Raw genomic sequence first — 17,743 nt, forward strand, 5'->3', positions numbered from 1 at the left:
CGCTAAATGAATCATACGTGCATCGCTTCATTCCGGAAATTCGGAAACTTGTTTTATCCCCCTCTTTTTTAATTCACTTTTTAGATAGAGTCGTTGAATTACAAGCATGCCTCTAATACATTGTCATTGACATAAATTATTCCAACATAAAAAATCCGAAACTTCGGAATAATTTCCACAGTTTCGGATTACACTAGATTCAATGAAATAATTTATATTTTCTTATTTTATCGTAAATCGTTGAATTTCCAATGCCTAGCACTTTTGCGGCTTGTTCCCTATCATAATTAACATTGATTAATGTTTTTTTAATGACAGTTCTTTCATGGTCTTCCATCATTTCTTTTAAACTTTTAGGTTGATTGCTTGTCTTATATGATTGGATATAATCTGGTAAACATTTTATTGTTAAATGCCCATTTTCCGCTAAATAAACGCCCGCCTCAATGACGTTTTCAAGTTCTCTTATATTCCCTGGCCAATGATAATGACGCAACATCGTATAGACCTTTTCGTCAATCGTTGTGATTCGTTTGCCGACTTCACTTGAATATTTCTCGATAAAATGATTGATAAGTATAGGTATGTCTTCTTTTCTTTCCCGTAAAGACGGTAAAAATAGTTGTAAAGCGTTAATTCGATAAAACAAATCCTCTCTAAATCGCCCCTCTTTTATTAAGTCTTCCAATGGACGATTAGTTGCGGCAATAATCCGAACGTCAATCTTCTTTGGAAATGAAGCACCAATAGGTTCAAACTCTTGCTCTTGAAGAACACGTAATAATTTACTTTGCATTTGCTGTGGCATATCACCAATTTCATCAAGAAAAATCGTGCCACCATCAGCGATTTGAAATTTCCCTTTTTTACCGCCCTTATTAGCGCCTGTAAACGTTCCCTCTTCATATCCAAATAGTTCCGACTCCAATAATTGTTCAGGAATCGATGCACAATTGACTTTAATAAATGGCTTATTGCTTCGTTCACTTAGCCGATGAATACTTTGGGCGATAATTTCTTTTCCTGTTCCGCTTTCCCCTCTAATCAACACCGTAATCTTACCGCCCGCAACTTTTTCAACAAGTTCTTTTACTTGAATTAACTTCGGTGATTCCCCAATTAAATCATGCAACGAATATCGACTATTTCCTTCATTTTCCGTTTCTGTCTTAAATAAATTTTTATCAGCTAACCTGTCTTGAATATGACGATTCATTTCTTTCCATTCATTAACATCGCGAAAAATAATCGTTCCAATCGCACCAATAATTTTATTATGCTCGAAAATTGGAATGCGGTTGGCAATTACAAAATTCCCTTTTAAAAATTGCAAGTCGCCAATTTCTGATTTTCCGGTTTGAACGACTAGGTGCATTCTAGTATTTTCAATTAAATTCACCACGTATTCGCCAATCACCTGTTCACGATCCATATTAATAAAGGCACAATAATTTTCGCTCATATATTGTATTTTTCCATTGTTATCTACGATGACGGTCCCGTAACTTGCACTTTCAAAAATAATATCTAATAATTTATGATTGAATATGTCCACCGTTCCCATCATTAAGGCCCCCTATTTATTTCTCTATCTTTAGAATACTTAATGTATTTTAATAATACAATATTAATCGTTGTTTTAGAGGGAAAACAATGATTTTTATTCATAAATGATCATAATTATTGGTATGAAACTTTATCAGTAGCATGTGCGATTCCACCGATTTTATATGACTGTCCTAAAAAAAATTCTTAAAAATCGGCACTAACAATTGATACAAATCATTCTTATACGATAACTGGACATACTACTATCTGAACGATTACTTGAGGAGGTCATTTTTAATATGCCATTAAGCAAAGAACTTGAATCCTTAAAGGAATTTGGCTGTGAAGACAGGTGTGTATTAAGCGTATATTTAAATACGAATCCGGGAGATCCGCAACAACTGAACGGTGGATGGAAAATTCATTTAAAAAATGGATTTAAACGAATTGACGAATATTTAACGGCTTCTGAAGATGAAAAAGAAATAAAAGCCTTTAGAAAGCTCAAGGAAAAAGTGACGGAAGAAATTGACAAAAATATGAATAAGTTAAGAAAAAGTGTCGTCATATTTGCGGCAGTGGAGCCAGAATTATGGTCAGTTCACTATGTACAAGTGCCGGTGAAAACGAGCTTCCACTGGGAAAATAAACCGATGACTGAAGAAATGGAATACATGTACAAAGCCTATCCTGAAGCAGGTGTTATTTTACCAAGTTATGGCGAAGTACGTATTTTGGATACCGCTATGGGTGATGTGAAAGATGAACTCGTTTATGAATTCGATTCGGGTGTGGAAGGTTGGAGACTCCGAAAAATCGAAGCTGCCAATGAAGAGCAAAAGTCAAAAAAATCAGCAAAACCTGCTTTAGAAGCCCGACCTAGAACAAATATAAAACAATTTTTCAAGGGAATGGAAACAATTGTAGAAAAGCTAAAGAAAGAACGTGGCTGGCGAGAAATCCATATCACTGGCGAAGCAGATGTTGCAAATGTTTTTGCAGAAACTTTAAGAGAAAAACCGGCCAGTTGTATTTACAAAAACCTGAACAATAACAAAGCAAGTGACGTGATCCATCAAGTTTTTGAGAAATAAAAGATAAAAAACTAACTGCTCTAATTTGAGTAGTTAGTTTTTATTCACGCCTTATCAACCGAAATCCGAACCGAATGATACACCAATTACAAAATCCGCCAACCAATACATCGAATGGATCCGATATACTATACGTTACATACAACGGCGTGACATACTCCCAAAACAACCCACATATAATTGATTCAAACAGTGCATTTAATATTCAATCCGCCATCGTCCATTTTATTTAAATTTCCACTTCAACTTAAAATTAGTTTAATTTGCAATAAAAAACCAAAAATCGTATAATATATTTAAGAATTGAATAAACTAAAGAAGGCTGTCCGATATGTGCTATCGAACAGCCAATACAATAGCAGGTCCCTTCAAGGGGGCGGCTAGTATAGGATGAAATAACCCATCATAACTGAGCGCCTAACTCAAGGATGGGTTATTTTTTATTTCTAAATGACAGGATCATAATTACTAAAGTCGCAAATGCTATCGCGAACATTAATGATTCGAACACTGACATTGGCATCACCCCCTTTCAGGAGTGTGCCGACCACCCTTGAGTTCCCTATTCTATTGCCCTCTCATTATACCACACATGCGTTCGAATACTCTATTAATTAATAATGCTTTTACAAATCTCTTTCATATTTCAAAACACCTTCTACCACAACTGCTTTCACAGTCAATTCATCGTCCAATACAACATAATCTGCTACTTTTCCCTTTTCAATACTACCGGATTGATCTGCTTTCCCAATTTGTATTTCTCAGTAAAATAAGGACCCTCCAAAAAGATTCCTTCTGACTTTGCACCGAATAATCCTTTATCTACAGCTTCCGTTATCGCATGAATTGCTTTGACGATGTTCTCATCTGATGCAGTCAATGTCGTCGGTAAAAAACGCGTCACGCCGAATGGTAAAATGGCTTTAGATATTTCGTCAACTGCCTCAGCAGTCCCGTCCATTATGTCATAGCCGTTCACACCATGAATATGTGTATCGAATAAACCAGGTGCAATCGTATATCCTGTCCAATCAACAATCGTCGCACTTGTTGGAACCTCATTAGTAAAACCGCCAAACACCTCATGATCGACTTTTAAAAAGCCTCCTTGTCTCTCTTCGTCTTCCAATAAAAAACGATCTGTTTTTATGTAATACAACTTTGGATGCATGTTGTGCCTCCCAATCAATTTATCCTTACTTTACGTTAACGATTCATATTATAGCAATCGGTATTACCCATCGGTGCTGCTACCTCAAAAATGGAGGGAGTATTTATAACGGATATTACCATGAAGTGAATACAGAAACTATTACTATTGGGTTGTAATTGGTAGTTGACATTTTTAAAATTCCTATTAAAATAGATACTTATAACCGATAACTCCCAATTTATGTTTTTTCTAAGTGTGCTTCATATGGCGACAATTAGACAAGTTGCCTAGCGGTCAATCAGACCGTTGCGACTACCCACTTAGCAAAACATTTTAATGATTGGTTGTGTCGGGGATAACAATTACGGCGAATTTATCATGAGTAACTTTATAGATAGTATATTGTTTTATGAACAATGTGTAACCGGTTACAGCACCAAAAAGTGAACTGCCTACATCGTTTTAGGAACTAATAATTATGGGATTATTGTAGTAGACGATACAAATTAACGATTGCAAGTTAAGTAACCGGTTACAGAAAAGCAGTATAGGTTTTAATTGACTTGGATATGTTGACAGAAGTACCGAATTTTCACTGTCGCAGGAAAGTTAAATTGATTCCACATGATTTACTTTTGAATAGATAACCGCTTAGTTTAATTAAAAGTTAGTAGGAGGAACAACATTATGAAAAGAATTCCAATTATTATCGACACAGATCCCGGCATTGATGACGCGGCCGCATTAGGTTTAGCTTTCTACAGAGATGATTTAGATGTGAAATTAATTACGACAGTAGCAGGTAATGTTGATATTGATAATATTACAACGAACGCCTTAAAGCTTGTCACATTTTTCGATCAGGACATTCCTGTTGCTAAAGGGATGGATACTCCTTTATTGAAACCGGCACTTGGAAATAAAGTACACGGCGTAACAGGAATGGATGGCTATGACTTCCCTCAACCTACACGGAGAATTACAAAAGAACATGCCGTTGAGGCAATGCGTTCTTTATTAGAGGAATCAGAAGAGAAAATTACAATTGTACCTATTGGACCATTAACAAATATCGCAGTATTGCTCTTAATGTATCCCCAGTTGAAAAATAAAATTGAAAGAATTGTATTAATGGGTGGTTCTTTATCTGGTGGAAACGTGAACGGAGCTGCAGAGTTTAATATGTGGGCGGATCCCCATGCTGCAAAAATGGTTTTCGACTCTGGCTTGGATATTGTAATGATAGGTTTAGATGTGACATTGAAAGCACGTATTGGAGAAGAATTATTATCAAAATGTCCAAATAAATCAGCTGACATGTTTAACGCGATTTTCCGCCATTACATAGACGGCGATATGGAAAGCGGTGTAGTCATGCATGATTCATGTGCAATCGCTTACTTAACAAATCCTGAGCTGTTCACGATTGAGCGTCGGCTTGTCGAGGTCGTCACAGATGGTCCTGCCGGTGGGATGACAATGGAAGTGTTTGGAAAAGATAAGACAAACGTAAGTGTCGCAGTCGGAATTGATTCTGAAGCCTTTCAAGAGTGGTTTCTTGGCACATTAAATAAAATGATCTAATTTTGGCTACATATAGAAAGTACGTATGCTCTTTTACATACATACTTTCTCAATCTTTTTGTAGCAAGTACTCTACTAGAATAAGGTGATCAAGTTGAAATATATTATTTTCATCCTGTGTTTAATTGCAATCTTTTTATTAGCATATATAGTGAGTTTCGATCGAAAGATGGTTAAAAAGAAACTAATTACAATTGCAAAAATTATTGGAATACAAATCATACTAGCATATATATTCCTTCATACCTCCCTTGGTGTAACAATCATTGGCGCAATATCGAAAATGTTCGAGAAACTGCTAGGTTATGCGAATGTTGGAATTGAATTCGTATTCGGCGGTGTAATTGAAAGCGGATTGGCTTCTTTCGTAATACTCGCCTTACTCCCTATTGTATTTATTTGTGCACTACTTGGGATTTTACAGTATTTAAAGGTTCTCCCTCTGTTTGTTAAGGTGATGGGCTATTTACTTAACAAAATTAGTAGGCTAGGGAGACTAGAATCATATAGTGCGGTAAGTGCAATCGTGATTGGTATGACGGCAGTGTTTGTATCTATCAAAGATAAGCTTCCAAAATTAAATAATAGACAGATGTATTCAATTGCAGCCTGTTCAATTTCAACGGTAGATTTAAGTATCGTTGGGGCTTATATGAACATGATTGACCCTAAATATGTCATTATCGCCATCGTATTAAATTTGTTTAGTGTGTTTGTTATTCTTTCCATCATTAATCCATATAATCCGGATGAAGATAACAGTGCGTTATCCATTCAAAATAATCCGGCGGAAAAAGATGAGCGTGGATTTTTTGAAGTGTTAGCTGACTACATGATGGATGGCTTTAATATTATCCTTGCAATCATAGCGATGTTATTAGGTTTTGTTGCATTAATTGCCTTCCTAAATGGTATATTCGGGGCTATTTTTGGGGTGGATTTCCAAACGATTCTTGGCTATCTCTTTGCGCCTCTTGCATTCCTACTTGGTGTGCAGTGGGACGAGGCTGTCCAATTCGGTGGCCTAATTGCTACAAAGCTTCTTTCCAATGAGTTTGTTGCAATGATAAGCTTTATTGATATGGAAGGTTTTTCGGAAAGATCCATTGGTATTATCTCAGTATTCCTAGTATCGTTTGCAAACTTTGGATCAGTAGGTATGATTATCGGCGCATTAAAAGGCTTATGCCCTGAGCAAAGTAAAGTTGTAGCTGGATTCAGTATGCGTTTATTATACGGAGCGACGCTAGTAAGTTTCTTATCAGCGGCAGTTGTTGGTTTAGTTTTATAAGATTAGGTTATAGCTAGGAGAATAAGTTACATTCATTTAACCAAGAAATAGAAGCCTTAATAGGCGTCCACTTAGAATGAAATCACCCACATTTATACATGCTGGGTGATTTTCTTTGGTTAACTTCTAAAGCCTCTCTTAATGAAGGGTACGGCCTGCACGTAAGCTCCCCCAATATACTTGCTTCGCAGCTAAGGATGTACCACTTCTGTCATCTTTTTCACCAGGCAGATTTAAAATAGCGTAGAAAAACCCTAATTCTCGCCTATTTTCAGTGAGGAATTAGGCGTCCAATTTACCATAAAAATGCCAATAAATATACAAACGCCACCGAACATTACATGCCAATCAATCTTTTCATCCAATAATAGCCAGCCCGCAAGAACACCGAAAAATGGGGCTAAAAACAAGAATGCACTTGTCTTACCGGGGTCTCCTGTTTGTAATAGATAAAACCAAACGGAAAACTGTACAACGGAAGCCATGAATACTAGCCATGATAATATGGTAATCGATAAGGCGGTAATTTGAAACGAAGGCGTTTCTAATAAAAAGCTGCCCATCAACAGAATGAGACCACCAAACAACATTTGATAGGCCGTTAAAACCCACGTATTAATAGGAGAGCCCCACTTTTTGATTAGCAGTGTTCCGATAGCCCATGAAATGGCTGAAAGAAAACCCCAAAGCGTTCCGATTTGAAAGTCCAGCTGTGTACTAAGCGTAATGAATACGCCAATAAAACCTACTATCACACCAATCCATTGTCGCCAACTATACGTCATTTTCAAAAATAGTGTTCCAAATATAACAACCAAGAGGGGATTCATAAATGTTAAAATAGACGATTGTCCCGATGTGATGGTACGTAAACTGACAAAGATACATCCCATGACACCCGCTGTTTGAAAAAGTCCAATCAGTGCTATTTTAAGCCAATCTGAAACCTTTTTTGGATGAGCGAATCTCAAATATTTCACGATAATTGCCATGAAGCCCCCTGCTATGAGGAATCGTATTGCAACCAACATAATCGGTGTAGCGTAAATCAGCCCAATCTTTCCAATCGCAAATGCAGATCCCATTAAGGATGTCGTCAATACAACTAAGCATCCAGTAAGCCATTTGTTCATCATTGCATTCCCCTTCGAAAATCTCTCATTTATCTTCGTGCGTTTTCTTACAGTGTGGTTACTCTGTTTCCCGAACTATAAATTACGGCTTTACAATCTTTGGCTCCGGTACGATCCTCGTTATATTTTATCATAGCCTTGATAGCTTCCACCCAAATAATGCATCCATATAAAAAAACACCAACGAATTGATTTTCGTTGGTGTTTAATAGATTTTATGCTTGTTTTAATGTATCAATAAACATTGATACGAATTTCTCATTTTCAACATCTAAACAAACTTCCATGTTCGGTTCCTTTTTCCAAATACCACGGAAGTCACAGATGGTTTGTCCGTAGTTTAATTCACTTTTGGTCTCAACTTCAACAAAATGTTTCTCTGTTTGCACGATAGAAGCATCAATCGCAACTCCGATTGTTAACGGATCATGAAGTGCACAGCCGTCAATCCCATATTTTGCCTTACTAAACCCTCTAAATATTTCAGAACTCTCTACAATAAAGTCATAGTACTTCGTTCCTTTTAATTCTTCCATGCGTTCGCGTGTTAAAAATGTTTTATGCGTAACATCCAAGCCAACAAGCTTCAGTGGTAGCCCCGAATGGAATACAATTTTAGCAGCTTCCGCATCAGCAAAAATATTGAATTCAGCATTTGGCAGTTTGTTACCCATTCCCGCTTTTGTAACTAACCCACCCATGATGACGACTTCACTTACCCACTCCGCTAATCTTGGCTCTTTACGTAGTGCTAACGCCAAGTTTGTAAGTGGACCAACCATGATGAATGTGATATCACCTTTATGTTTTTTCGCTTGTTCAATCATGAAATCTGGTGCAAAAACATCTGATTCTTCATCATCTACAGTGATATGATCAAGTGCATCGCCAATTCCATCTTTACCATGAACACGAAATTCGTGATTAGGTTCTGTTAGAAGCGGAAGACTTGCGCCTTTGTAAACATTTATCTCTTCATTTCCGATTAACTTCAAGATTTTCTTCGTGTTTTTCATGACATAATCAATTGGGACATTCCCATTTACGCCTGTAATCCCTAGAAGATCAAGTTGCTTGCTCTCAATTGCGTAAATGATTGCATACGCGTCATCTATCCCAGTATCAACGTCTAAAATAACCTTTTTCACTATAAATCTCTCCTTAATTTTTAAAAAATATTACTTGTTTACACTTTCACTTCCGTTAATCATTAAAAGAAGAAGATACCTACAATTGCACCATTTAATAGGTTGGCCAATGTCGCAGCGATTAACCCTTTAAATGCCATATCTTGAATTTCTTTTTTACGATTTGGTGCGATTCCTAACATAACACCTAGAATGATCCCAATTGAACCGAGATTTGCAAACCCGGACAGGGCAAATGTTAAAATTGCAATGGACTTCTCAGAAAATAGTCCAATCATATCTTTAAACGAAGCAAATGCCACAAATTCGTTAATGATGATTTTTTGTCCAAGTAAGTTCCCGGCCATGATTGCTTCAGACCAAGGAATTCCTAAAATAAACGCAACTGGTGCAAAAACATATCCTAAAATTGTTTCAAAAGATAAGCCTGGTAAACCTACGAGGGAACCGACTCCGCCTAAAATACCGTTCAGAAGTGCAATTAATCCTATAATCGAAACTAGAATCACGGCAGCATTCACAGCAAAGTGCAAGCCATCTTTGGATTCGGTTACAATGACTTCCATAATACTTGGTTTTTCACCGGATTCTTTTTCCTTATCGTCCGTTATTTTCCACTCGTTTGGATCGAGTTTTTCGGTTTCCGGTATAATCAGTTTCGCTAACATTAAGCCTGCAGGTGCAGACATGATTGCCGCTGATAATAGATAATTAATCGGGATTCCCATTGCAGCTAAACCGAGTAATACCGCCCCTGATACAGAAGCAAGTCCACCAACCATAACGGCAAAGAGTTGAGAACGTGACATCGTTCTGATATACGGCTTGACCGATAGGAAAGATTGTGTCATCCCTAAGAAAATATTCGCCGCGGCATTCGTCGATTCAATATGACCTGTTTTCATAACCTTGGAAAGGCTTCCACCGACGACGCGAACGAACATTTGCATAATCCCAAAACGATATAATAAACCAATAAGCGCGGTTAAATAAATCATGATGGCCAATGCATTAATCGCAAATATAGGTCCAGCTGCTCCTTCTTTATCTGCTAAGGAGCCAAATACAAATTTTAACCCTTCAACTCCATAGGCCATTACTTTCGATACACCATCAGATAGCCACTGAATAATGGACATACCAATATCCCATTTTAATACGAAAAATCCTAACACAACTTGAGCGATAAAGCCCATACTTACTGTCCATATATTAATTGCTTTTTTGTTTTCAGATAATAGAAAGGCTGCTAAAACGATAATCGTACAGCCCATTAATCCCCATAGTATACTTACCATGCGCTTGCTTTCCTCCTCAAATGTTGAAGCAGATTAGATTGTTCTAACTTTTATTTTTTCCATTGTTGCGAAGAAATTCGTTCACTTCTTCTTTGGTTGGCATACCTGCTTGCGCACCTAGTTTTTGAACAGAAAGTGCTGCGGCAGCATTCGCAAAATGACATGCAGTTTCAACATCCTTTTTAATGCCAATTGCATAAGCAAATGCTCCGTTAAATGTATCCCCTGCCCCTGTCGTATCGACAGCTGTAACAGAATGACTTAATATTCTGCGTGGCGCTTCGTTTTCAAAATAAACAACGCCGTCTTTTCCTTCTGTGATAATTAGCTTATCCAATAATTTGTTCAAATCTACTTGTTTGGATAATGTTTCACGTTCTGAATGATTAGGTGTTATAAAATCTGTTTTCATCAGCAAATCGACTAGTAAATCCGCAGCAGGTGCAGGATTTAAGATGAATTTCGTTTGATGTTTTTGACACAGTCGCGCAGTCTCTTCTACAGATTCAATCGGAATTTCTAATTGTGTAATGACCACATCACTTTTCGCGATAAGGCTTTCAAAATTTCTAACATAATCCCGAGTCGTTTCTTTATTTGCTCCTTGATAAACGATTATGCTATTGTCGCCTTCCGCTAAAGTAATCATTGCAACACCTGACGCAGAACCTGTAACCGGTTCCACACCGTTCAATAAAATATTTTCTTTTTCCAAGAACTTGAGTAGATCAGATCCAAATTCATCGTCCCCTACCCTACCAATCATATGGACTTCTGCTCCTAATCGAGCAGCTGCAACGGCCTGATTTGCACCTTTACCTCCCGGGCTTGTATAAAACTTTTCCCCTAGAAGCGTTTCACCTGCTTCTGGTCGCTTCGCCGCCGTCACGACCAGATCCATATTAATACTTCCAACAACTGTAATAATAGGCTTTCCCACAAAATTCACTCCTAATTCTATCTCGTCGTACCTCTTTCAATCACTTTTGTTTCTAATTCATATATTTTCTGTTCTGGCTCTTCATTTTCAATAAGTTTAATTAATAATCGAGATGCAACTGCTCCTAAGTCATAAATTGGTTGAGCAACAGTCGTTAATTCAGGATAAACCATTTTTCCAAACGCAACGCCGTCAAACCCAACAATTTGTAATTCTTCAGGAATTTGAATGCCTCTCTTTAAAGCGACTTTGAGAAATCCTACTGCAATTGTATCGTTACTACAAAAAACACCATCTATATGTGGAAATTTATCATAAAATGTATGAGCTACCTCTTCCGCAGCAGCAAGGTTAAATGCTGATTCCTCAATAACACAGCTCATATTATTTTCTTCTATTTCATCAATAAATCCTCGATAGCGATCATTTGCAGATGTAATTTCGCGTGGCCCTCGAATGTGAGCAATATTTTCTGCCCCTTTTTCGATTAATAATTTTGTAGCCTGTCGCGCACCTTCATAGTTATTTGATGTAACCGTTGGCAATCCCGAAAAACTTGCACGGTCCAATACCACTACTGGTGTATCAGAATTTAAAGTAATATCTCTTTCCGATGAATGCCCTGTCATAATCACACCATCAACATATTTTTGATTGAATAGATCTATATAAGTCTGTTCCTTTTCAGCATTTCCATCTGAATTCCCAAGCAATACTTTGTAGCCATAAATCATCGACACATCTTCAACGGCCCTAGCTAACTCCGGGAAAAATGGGTTTGTAATATCCGGCACAATTAATCCAATCATCTTAGACGTTTTATGAAAAAGAGCCCTTGCAACAGAGTTCGGTCGATAATTTAATTTTTTAATTGCCTTTAATACCTTTCGTTCTGATTCTTCACTTACATAACCATTTTTATTCAACACTCTTGAAACTGTCGCAACAGAAACCCCTGCCTCTTTTGCTACGTCTCTAATTGTTGCTGCCAATACAATCACCCCTAAAAAGTGTGGAACCGATTACACATTTAAATATAATTTATAAATACCTCCATGTCAATTCGTTTTTATAAAAATTTATTATTTAATTAGTTACACAATCTCGATACCTCTTTACAAAAAAAAGTACAGGTCTGAAAAGTTAAACGCTTTTTCAGAATCTGTACTATTAATATCGGAAATGCTATAGATTTGATAGTTCACTTGACGTGTTAATAATCCGGTCTAGAATTTTCTTTTCTAGCAAAGCAAGCGATACATCAGAAAGTTCGCGTGGTCGTTCAGCTTTATTTTTTATATTTAGCGTAATCATTCCATCTTCAATTAGAATAATACGATCGGCTAATTTGACAGCTTCCCGAACGTCATGAGTGACAAGCAGCGCTGTAAATCCATGTTGTTTCCAAAGCTTTTCAATTAAATTTTGCATTTCCATTCGTGTTAATGCATCCAACGCACTAAGCGGTTCATCGTCAATGAAATGTAACACTAGAACTCATTTATCATTTAAACCTTTTCCATCAAGGATATGCTGGATATATTTTTCAACTCTAGATGTACGAGTTTTGGATTGTTTCGCTTGAGAAAAATATAGCGTATACGCTCTTTGCCTTCCTGGTGTCAATTCTTCAAAAGCAATTTTCAATTCGGGAATATCATCGAATTTACTTTGAAGTTCTTCGGGGATCATGATTTCTGCTTTCTTTTCGACTTTCAATCCAGCTTTTTCAACTTCAATCGCTTGATAAATATAATCCTTCAAGACCGCTTCATTTTCAGTAATCTCTGAAATTGTCGTGAATCGAATTTGCCGCGCTGACTGGACATTCTCCGTTTGTTGGATAAGAATTCCCTGCGTATCCTGTAATAAAGCGCCTTTGTGAAACAGATATGCACAATATTCCTTAAAGCCATGAATGAGAACAATGTTTTTATTATTTAACGTATAACAGGGATGATTCCATTTAAAATCTTCAGTAAGTCCACAGTCCAGTGCAATTCTCCTCATTGCCGTAAATTCCTCTTGCCACTCTTGGGTTTTATTTAAATATTCATCAATTTTTGGATTCGTTTTACGATTTTTCAAAGTATCACCTTCTTTCTTTTTATCGTGCAAATAACCTCTCATATATTTTAACATCGAGCATTCACAATCGCCCGATGAATTGCTCCGATACTTCTCCCGTCATACTCTAAATAGACCCTTCAAAAGAAAAAGGATACATTTGCGACGATTATATTCTTTCATTTTTACATTCTTAACATTCTTGTTAGTTGTTAAGCGTCTGTTGAGCGTCTGTTAAACGTTTGTTAGGCGTCTGTTACTTTAGCTGTTGCTCAAGCATCTTCGCCTAGAGAAAACCCAATGTTACCAATGTATATGTGCAGTTGACACCTTGTTAATTCGTCTGTTAGAAATCACTTCATTGTGGAATGCAAATGATATTCCACTATTTTTATATACATTAAAATTTGAATGAAAACTGTAATAACTTTTATGGAAATGGAAAAGCTAAATCCTATATGATGTAAAACAAAGAGGTGAATCTGTTGACGAATGAAAAGAAAGCACCAAAAAATCCAATGACCGATAAAGATAACGGATTAAGTTCCACACAAGAAGTAACCTACCAAGACGAATTTAAAAAAGCCAATCGCACTGCAAATCGAGAGAATAAAAATAAATAAAGGGTCGATTAACTTAACCCAAAATATAAAATGCCTGTCGAGGGATTCCCTCCCCCGCAGGCATTTTAATTAATTTATTCTGTTGTACGATTTGTTTGGAACGGAAGTGTATCCCAGAAGGATACGTCTTTTGTTTCGATGGAACCATCTGCGATTGCACGTACCGTTGCGTCAAGTGTTGTAATTGTTTGTTTAATTAAATACCCATTACTCTTTTGCCCTAATACATAAGAGTCATAGAAATGGTCAGACATACCCCGCATCTCAAAAAGTAGTGTGGAAATTCCGTATTCGACCGCAATCCCGTTTCGACTAATTGTTTCAGCGGAGCCACCGTTATATTTGCCTAAATGCCCCCAGCCTTTTGCTTCAATCGCATCATACACGACTGCACCAAGCTGTTTCGATTTCAATACCACGTCTTCATCTACATTTGGCGTCGTTGGATAAAGAATTGAACCGGAAACATATTTGTTGTCAATCGCACTCTGTGTACCTTGGTGATGCAAGTCAATCATATAGTCAATGTTATACTTCCGCATCACATTGTCGTGCAAAGCTTTTGTTTCAGGTTGAATCTTCGTAATATGATCTCTGTTTAAGTCAATGCCAAGCGCATTATAACGGGTTAAGTTGCGATCCCCGCTAGCCACATAGTCATCAAGGGAAAAGTCAACATCTCCCATCGCCCCGTCCGCATTTAGCATTGGTACAATCAGAATATTAACATCATCCGTAACGCCTTTCATTTTACCAGTACCAAGGTGTTTAACGAATTCAAGTGCTCCTTCAGTTGTCAATTGCTCGTTACCGTGCTGTTGTGTTAAGAAAAGGATGGTCGGATTGTCAGGATTTTTCATATATTTGACGAGGTACAAATCTCTTCCCTTCACAGTTTGACCAATGACTTCTAGTTCCATATCCTTTTGTTTCGCATGTTCCTTTTGCAGGAAGTCAGAAAGCTCATCATAGGTGTGCAAAATAGACGTGTTTACTGTTTCATTGCCACCGTAATTTGGGCCATTTCCAACAGCATCTACTACTGGAGTCACGCTTAGCATCATGGCTCCTGCCATTGACAATGCGAGTAACGATTTCTTCATCTATAATTCCTCCTTGATTGTTATATTACCTAGTCGTTCAGTCTTAATCAGTTCGTCGGTCTAGATGATGTGCGAGGGATTTTCTCGTAATCTTCCGGATTCAATTCTCCTACAGAGCCGTCGGCAACAGCACTGATAATCCCCGTAAGTCCACGTTCAACGGCTTTAATAAGTCGGCCACTTTCTTTTTGCCCCATCATTTGCGTTTGACCTTTCACTTCGAACAGGACAGTTCCACTACCATTCAATGCGTAGGTTCCTAGAGCCGTTCCAGGAAGATCTAACCCTTGTGAATAAAGTGAGACGTTCGTAAATGGTGAATTTCCGTAAGACTGCAATTCATTATAAGCAGCAACGTTCAACTGCCTTGAAAAATCGTAATTATATTTGTCTTTATATTGGGCGTACTTCGCGCCTGCAGGTGTATTCGGGTCCGGTACAAATTGCGCGGATAAGGAAAGTGTCACTTCGTCAGCTGTACCCGCAACATAGTACATTCCTTGATGGTGAATATCGATGAACGCATCTACTTTGCCATGCGCATCTTGCAATGATTTATAGACATCCCTTGCCGTTTGTGCTTCAGGCGTGATGAACCATCCTGGCTCATTTGAACGACCTGGAAAGTCTTTCGCCTCTGGTACATAATTGAGGTCTGGATTAAAGTCACGGTTTACATCAAAACCTGGATTCTTACCGTAATCAAAGCTTTGGCTTATGCCACGATCTAGGTAGTTCCAAGCTGGTGATGCCCCTTCAAGTTGAGGGAAGTCCACTAGCACTTCATTCCACGTCATACTATTTCTTCTTTTATCGCCTTCAGAAGCATCCGGATTCATCATCGGCATGAAGACCAACGTTACTTCCTCGCGAATTTCTCTCGCTTGCTTTGAGTTATTAGAAAGGTTTTTCAACATATTAAGGATTGCAACAGTTCCGGTCTTTTCATTCCCGTGGATTTCACTTTGAATCAGAATCACTTTATCACCGGTCCCAACCGTCGCTTTATAAATATCCCGACCTTGATTGGACTTACCAACCACTTCCACGTCGACAATTCCCTTGCTGGACTGCTCAATCTGTTGGAGTTGATGTTGTAGTTCACTGTAATTCGTGAACCCTGAAATCGAATACTCATGGTGATGTGTTTCCTGACCTGGACTTTCCGCCGCATATACGGGCAAAGCAAGACTCGCGCTAAGCGCTAAAATACCAATCGTACTTCCAAGTTTTCTCATAATCATTCATCCACTCCTATTTGATTTTTGTCGATTTACTACTTGTCCATAACTTTTAAAAAGACAAGTAATCAATTCCTCAACAGCATAGCAAAGCAAATCCGAACAGTAAATATCTTTTGAATATTCAGTTCATAGGTAGTAGTTTATCATGTCAAATTATGACAAACGAATGCATCCTTTGTATGGATGACTCTATTTTTCGTGGGTCGAAGTATACGGTCAGCGAAATACATTACCTATAACTATATCGACAGTTCTCATCCCTACGAGGAATATCAGAAAGTTATTTTAAGGAGTCGATAGAATTTTAAAACTGTGATTCACGATACAGATGGCAATCCAATAGAAGGTCCCTTCAAAGAGGTTAACCCAAAGAGAAATAACCCATCAGAGCACTCAACTCAAGGATGGGTTATTTTTTATTTCTATTTTCACTTTTTAGATGTGTAATTCTTCTGAATGGCTTTCCCTACTTGTTCAATTGCTTCTCTTCCCGCATCCATTACGCCTGCCATCCAAAAGAAAGCGTGGATCATTCCTTCGTAGTTTGATAGTTCAACGTCAACCCCAGCCTCCCTTAATCGGTCAGCATATAGGACGCCATCATCTCTAAGAGGATCATATTGTGCTGTGATGATTAAAGCCGGCGGCAACCCACTTAAATCTTTTGCTAGTATAGGCGATGCATAGGGTGAAGTTTTATCTTCTTCACTTAGGTAATGATTGGTAAACCAATCAATTGTAGCTTTATCCAATAGATAACCTTCACCATTTTCTTCCATAGATAACGTATTCCAAGCGAAGTTGGTAGCTGGATAAATTAATACTTGATAAGCAATAGATGGACCGCCCCGATCTTTTGCCATTAGTGTAACAGCTGCAGAAAGATTCCCTCCTGCGCTATCCCCGCCTATTGCAATAAAGTTTGGATTGCCATTGTACCTAGAAATATTTTCAGCTACCCACTTCAGTGCAGCATAACAATCCTCTGGAGCAGTTGGAAACTTAAATTCAGGTGCACGTCGGTATCCAACAGAAACGACAATAGACTCAGATGCATTCGTCAACGCTCTCACTGTACTATCCACTAGATCCAAGTCACCAATAACCCATCCTCCTCCGTGAATGTAAACAAAAATCGGAAACGGTCCTTCGCCTTCCGGAGTATAAATACGAACGTTAATTTCACCGCCATCTACCGGAACCATAACATTTTCTACATGTGCAACTTCCTCTGGAGGACCACCTGTTTGCGAAAACATTTGGGCAGAGATCCTACGATATTGTTCAGCAGTTAACTGATCGATTGCTGGAGCCCCTTTACTTACTGCAGCCAGTTGCTCTAAAAACATTTTAGCCTGTGGATGTAACGTCATTTATACTCCTCCTATATATACTTTTGCAATGCTTGCAAAATGGAAAATGGGTTATCTAAAACTTATTGATTATGCGGAAATAAATATTTTTCGTATAAGAAGATCTACATACCAATTGATGTGATCCAATAAAAAAGTACA

At 37.8% G+C, this 17,743-nt stretch carries 15 protein-coding genes and 1 pseudogene; 4 read left to right on the forward strand and 12 right to left on the reverse strand.

Annotated features, from left to right (window positions below; translation table 11 throughout):
* Positions 1-199 precede the first annotated feature (199 nt).
* Positions 200-1,567 (reverse strand): sigma-54 interaction domain-containing protein, encoded by a 1,368-nt coding sequence (locus BI350_RS11840; protein WP_075528307.1) that lies wholly within the window; start codon positions 1,565-1,567, stop codon positions 200-202.
* 280 nt (positions 1,568-1,847) lie between these two features.
* Between BI350_RS11840 and BI350_RS11845 the strand changes: the two genes are divergently transcribed.
* Positions 1,848-2,642 (forward strand): VLRF1 family aeRF1-type release factor, encoded by a 795-nt coding sequence (locus BI350_RS11845; RefSeq protein ID WP_075528308.1) that lies wholly within the window; start codon positions 1,848-1,850, stop codon positions 2,640-2,642.
* Positions 2,643-3,351: 709 nt separating this feature from the next.
* Here the strand turns inward: BI350_RS11845 and BI350_RS11850 are convergent.
* Entirely contained in the window at positions 3,352-3,816 is a 465-nt protein-coding gene (locus BI350_RS11850; protein WP_075528309.1) for an N-acetylglucosamine-6-phosphate deacetylase, read from the reverse strand.
* A gap of 669 nt (positions 3,817-4,485) precedes the next feature.
* Here BI350_RS11850 and rihC point away from each other — a divergent pair.
* Positions 4,486-5,382, forward strand: coding sequence for a ribonucleoside hydrolase RihC (gene rihC / locus BI350_RS11855; protein ID WP_075528310.1), 897 nt, complete (start codon positions 4,486-4,488; stop codon positions 5,380-5,382).
* Positions 5,383-5,476: 94 nt separating this feature from the next.
* Complete coding sequence (locus BI350_RS11860) at positions 5,477-6,673, forward strand: NupC/NupG family nucleoside CNT transporter (RefSeq protein ID WP_075528311.1); 1,197 nt, start codon at positions 5,477-5,479, stop codon at positions 6,671-6,673.
* Between the two features lie 254 nt (positions 6,674-6,927).
* Here BI350_RS11860 and BI350_RS11865 read toward each other — a convergent pair whose 3' ends face one another.
* The 7 genes and pseudogenes from BI350_RS11865 to BI350_RS11895 form a co-directional block, all read right to left on the reverse strand.
* On the reverse strand, positions 6,928-7,806 hold the full coding sequence (locus BI350_RS11865; protein ID WP_075528312.1) for a DMT family transporter: 879 nt from the start codon (positions 7,804-7,806) through the stop codon (positions 6,928-6,930).
* Between the two features lie 215 nt (positions 7,807-8,021).
* On the reverse strand, positions 8,022-8,954 hold the full coding sequence (locus BI350_RS11870; protein WP_075528313.1) for a nucleoside hydrolase: 933 nt from the start codon (positions 8,952-8,954) through the stop codon (positions 8,022-8,024).
* A gap of 62 nt (positions 8,955-9,016) precedes the next feature.
* Positions 9,017-10,252, reverse strand: a complete 1,236-nt coding sequence (locus BI350_RS11875; RefSeq protein ID WP_075528314.1) for a NupC/NupG family nucleoside CNT transporter — start codon at positions 10,250-10,252, stop codon at positions 9,017-9,019.
* A 43-nt stretch (positions 10,253-10,295) separates the two neighbouring features.
* Positions 10,296-11,192: a ribokinase gene (rbsK, locus tag BI350_RS11880; RefSeq protein WP_075528315.1), complete on the reverse strand. Its 897-nt coding sequence runs from the start codon at positions 11,190-11,192 to the stop codon at positions 10,296-10,298.
* Positions 11,193-11,209: 17 nt separating this feature from the next.
* Entirely contained in the window at positions 11,210-12,184 is a 975-nt protein-coding gene (locus tag BI350_RS11885) for a LacI family DNA-binding transcriptional regulator (protein ID WP_075528316.1), read from the reverse strand.
* Positions 12,185-12,377: 193 nt separating this feature from the next.
* Positions 12,378-12,665 (reverse strand): annotated as a pseudogene (gene ssuB, locus BI350_RS11890) (aliphatic sulfonate ABC transporter ATP-binding protein); the annotation flags it as partial.
* Between the two features lie 24 nt (positions 12,666-12,689).
* Complete coding sequence (locus BI350_RS11895; protein ID WP_075529360.1) at positions 12,690-13,280, reverse strand: YdeI/OmpD-associated family protein; 591 nt, start codon at positions 13,278-13,280, stop codon at positions 12,690-12,692.
* Between the two features lie 464 nt (positions 13,281-13,744).
* On the opposite strand from BI350_RS11895, the gene BI350_RS16735 reads away from it, so the two are divergent.
* Positions 13,745-13,882 (forward strand): YfhE family protein, encoded by a 138-nt coding sequence (locus BI350_RS16735; RefSeq protein ID WP_082295062.1) that lies wholly within the window; start codon positions 13,745-13,747, stop codon positions 13,880-13,882.
* A 74-nt stretch (positions 13,883-13,956) separates the two neighbouring features.
* Here the strand turns inward: BI350_RS16735 and BI350_RS11900 are convergent, their stop codons facing one another.
* The 3 genes from BI350_RS11900 to BI350_RS11910 all read right to left on the reverse strand — a co-directional run bounded on the left by BI350_RS11900 (position 13,957) and on the right by BI350_RS11910 (position 17,602).
* Complete coding sequence (locus BI350_RS11900) at positions 13,957-14,985, reverse strand: M14 family zinc carboxypeptidase (protein ID WP_075528318.1); 1,029 nt, start codon at positions 14,983-14,985, stop codon at positions 13,957-13,959.
* A 47-nt stretch (positions 14,986-15,032) separates the two neighbouring features.
* Positions 15,033-16,229 carry a M14 family zinc carboxypeptidase gene (locus BI350_RS11905; RefSeq protein ID WP_245698256.1) on the reverse strand — a complete coding sequence of 399 codons (1,197 nt, stop codon included), beginning with the start codon at positions 16,227-16,229 and terminating at the stop codon, positions 15,033-15,035.
* 428 nt (positions 16,230-16,657) lie between these two features.
* Complete coding sequence (locus BI350_RS11910) at positions 16,658-17,602, reverse strand: alpha/beta hydrolase (RefSeq protein ID WP_075528319.1); 945 nt, start codon at positions 17,600-17,602, stop codon at positions 16,658-16,660.
* Positions 17,603-17,743: the final 141 nt, after the last annotated feature.

It is taken from the genome of Sporosarcina ureilytica (assembly GCF_001753205.1).
Classification (GTDB): domain Bacteria; phylum Bacillota; class Bacilli; order Bacillales_A; family Planococcaceae; genus Sporosarcina; species Sporosarcina ureilytica.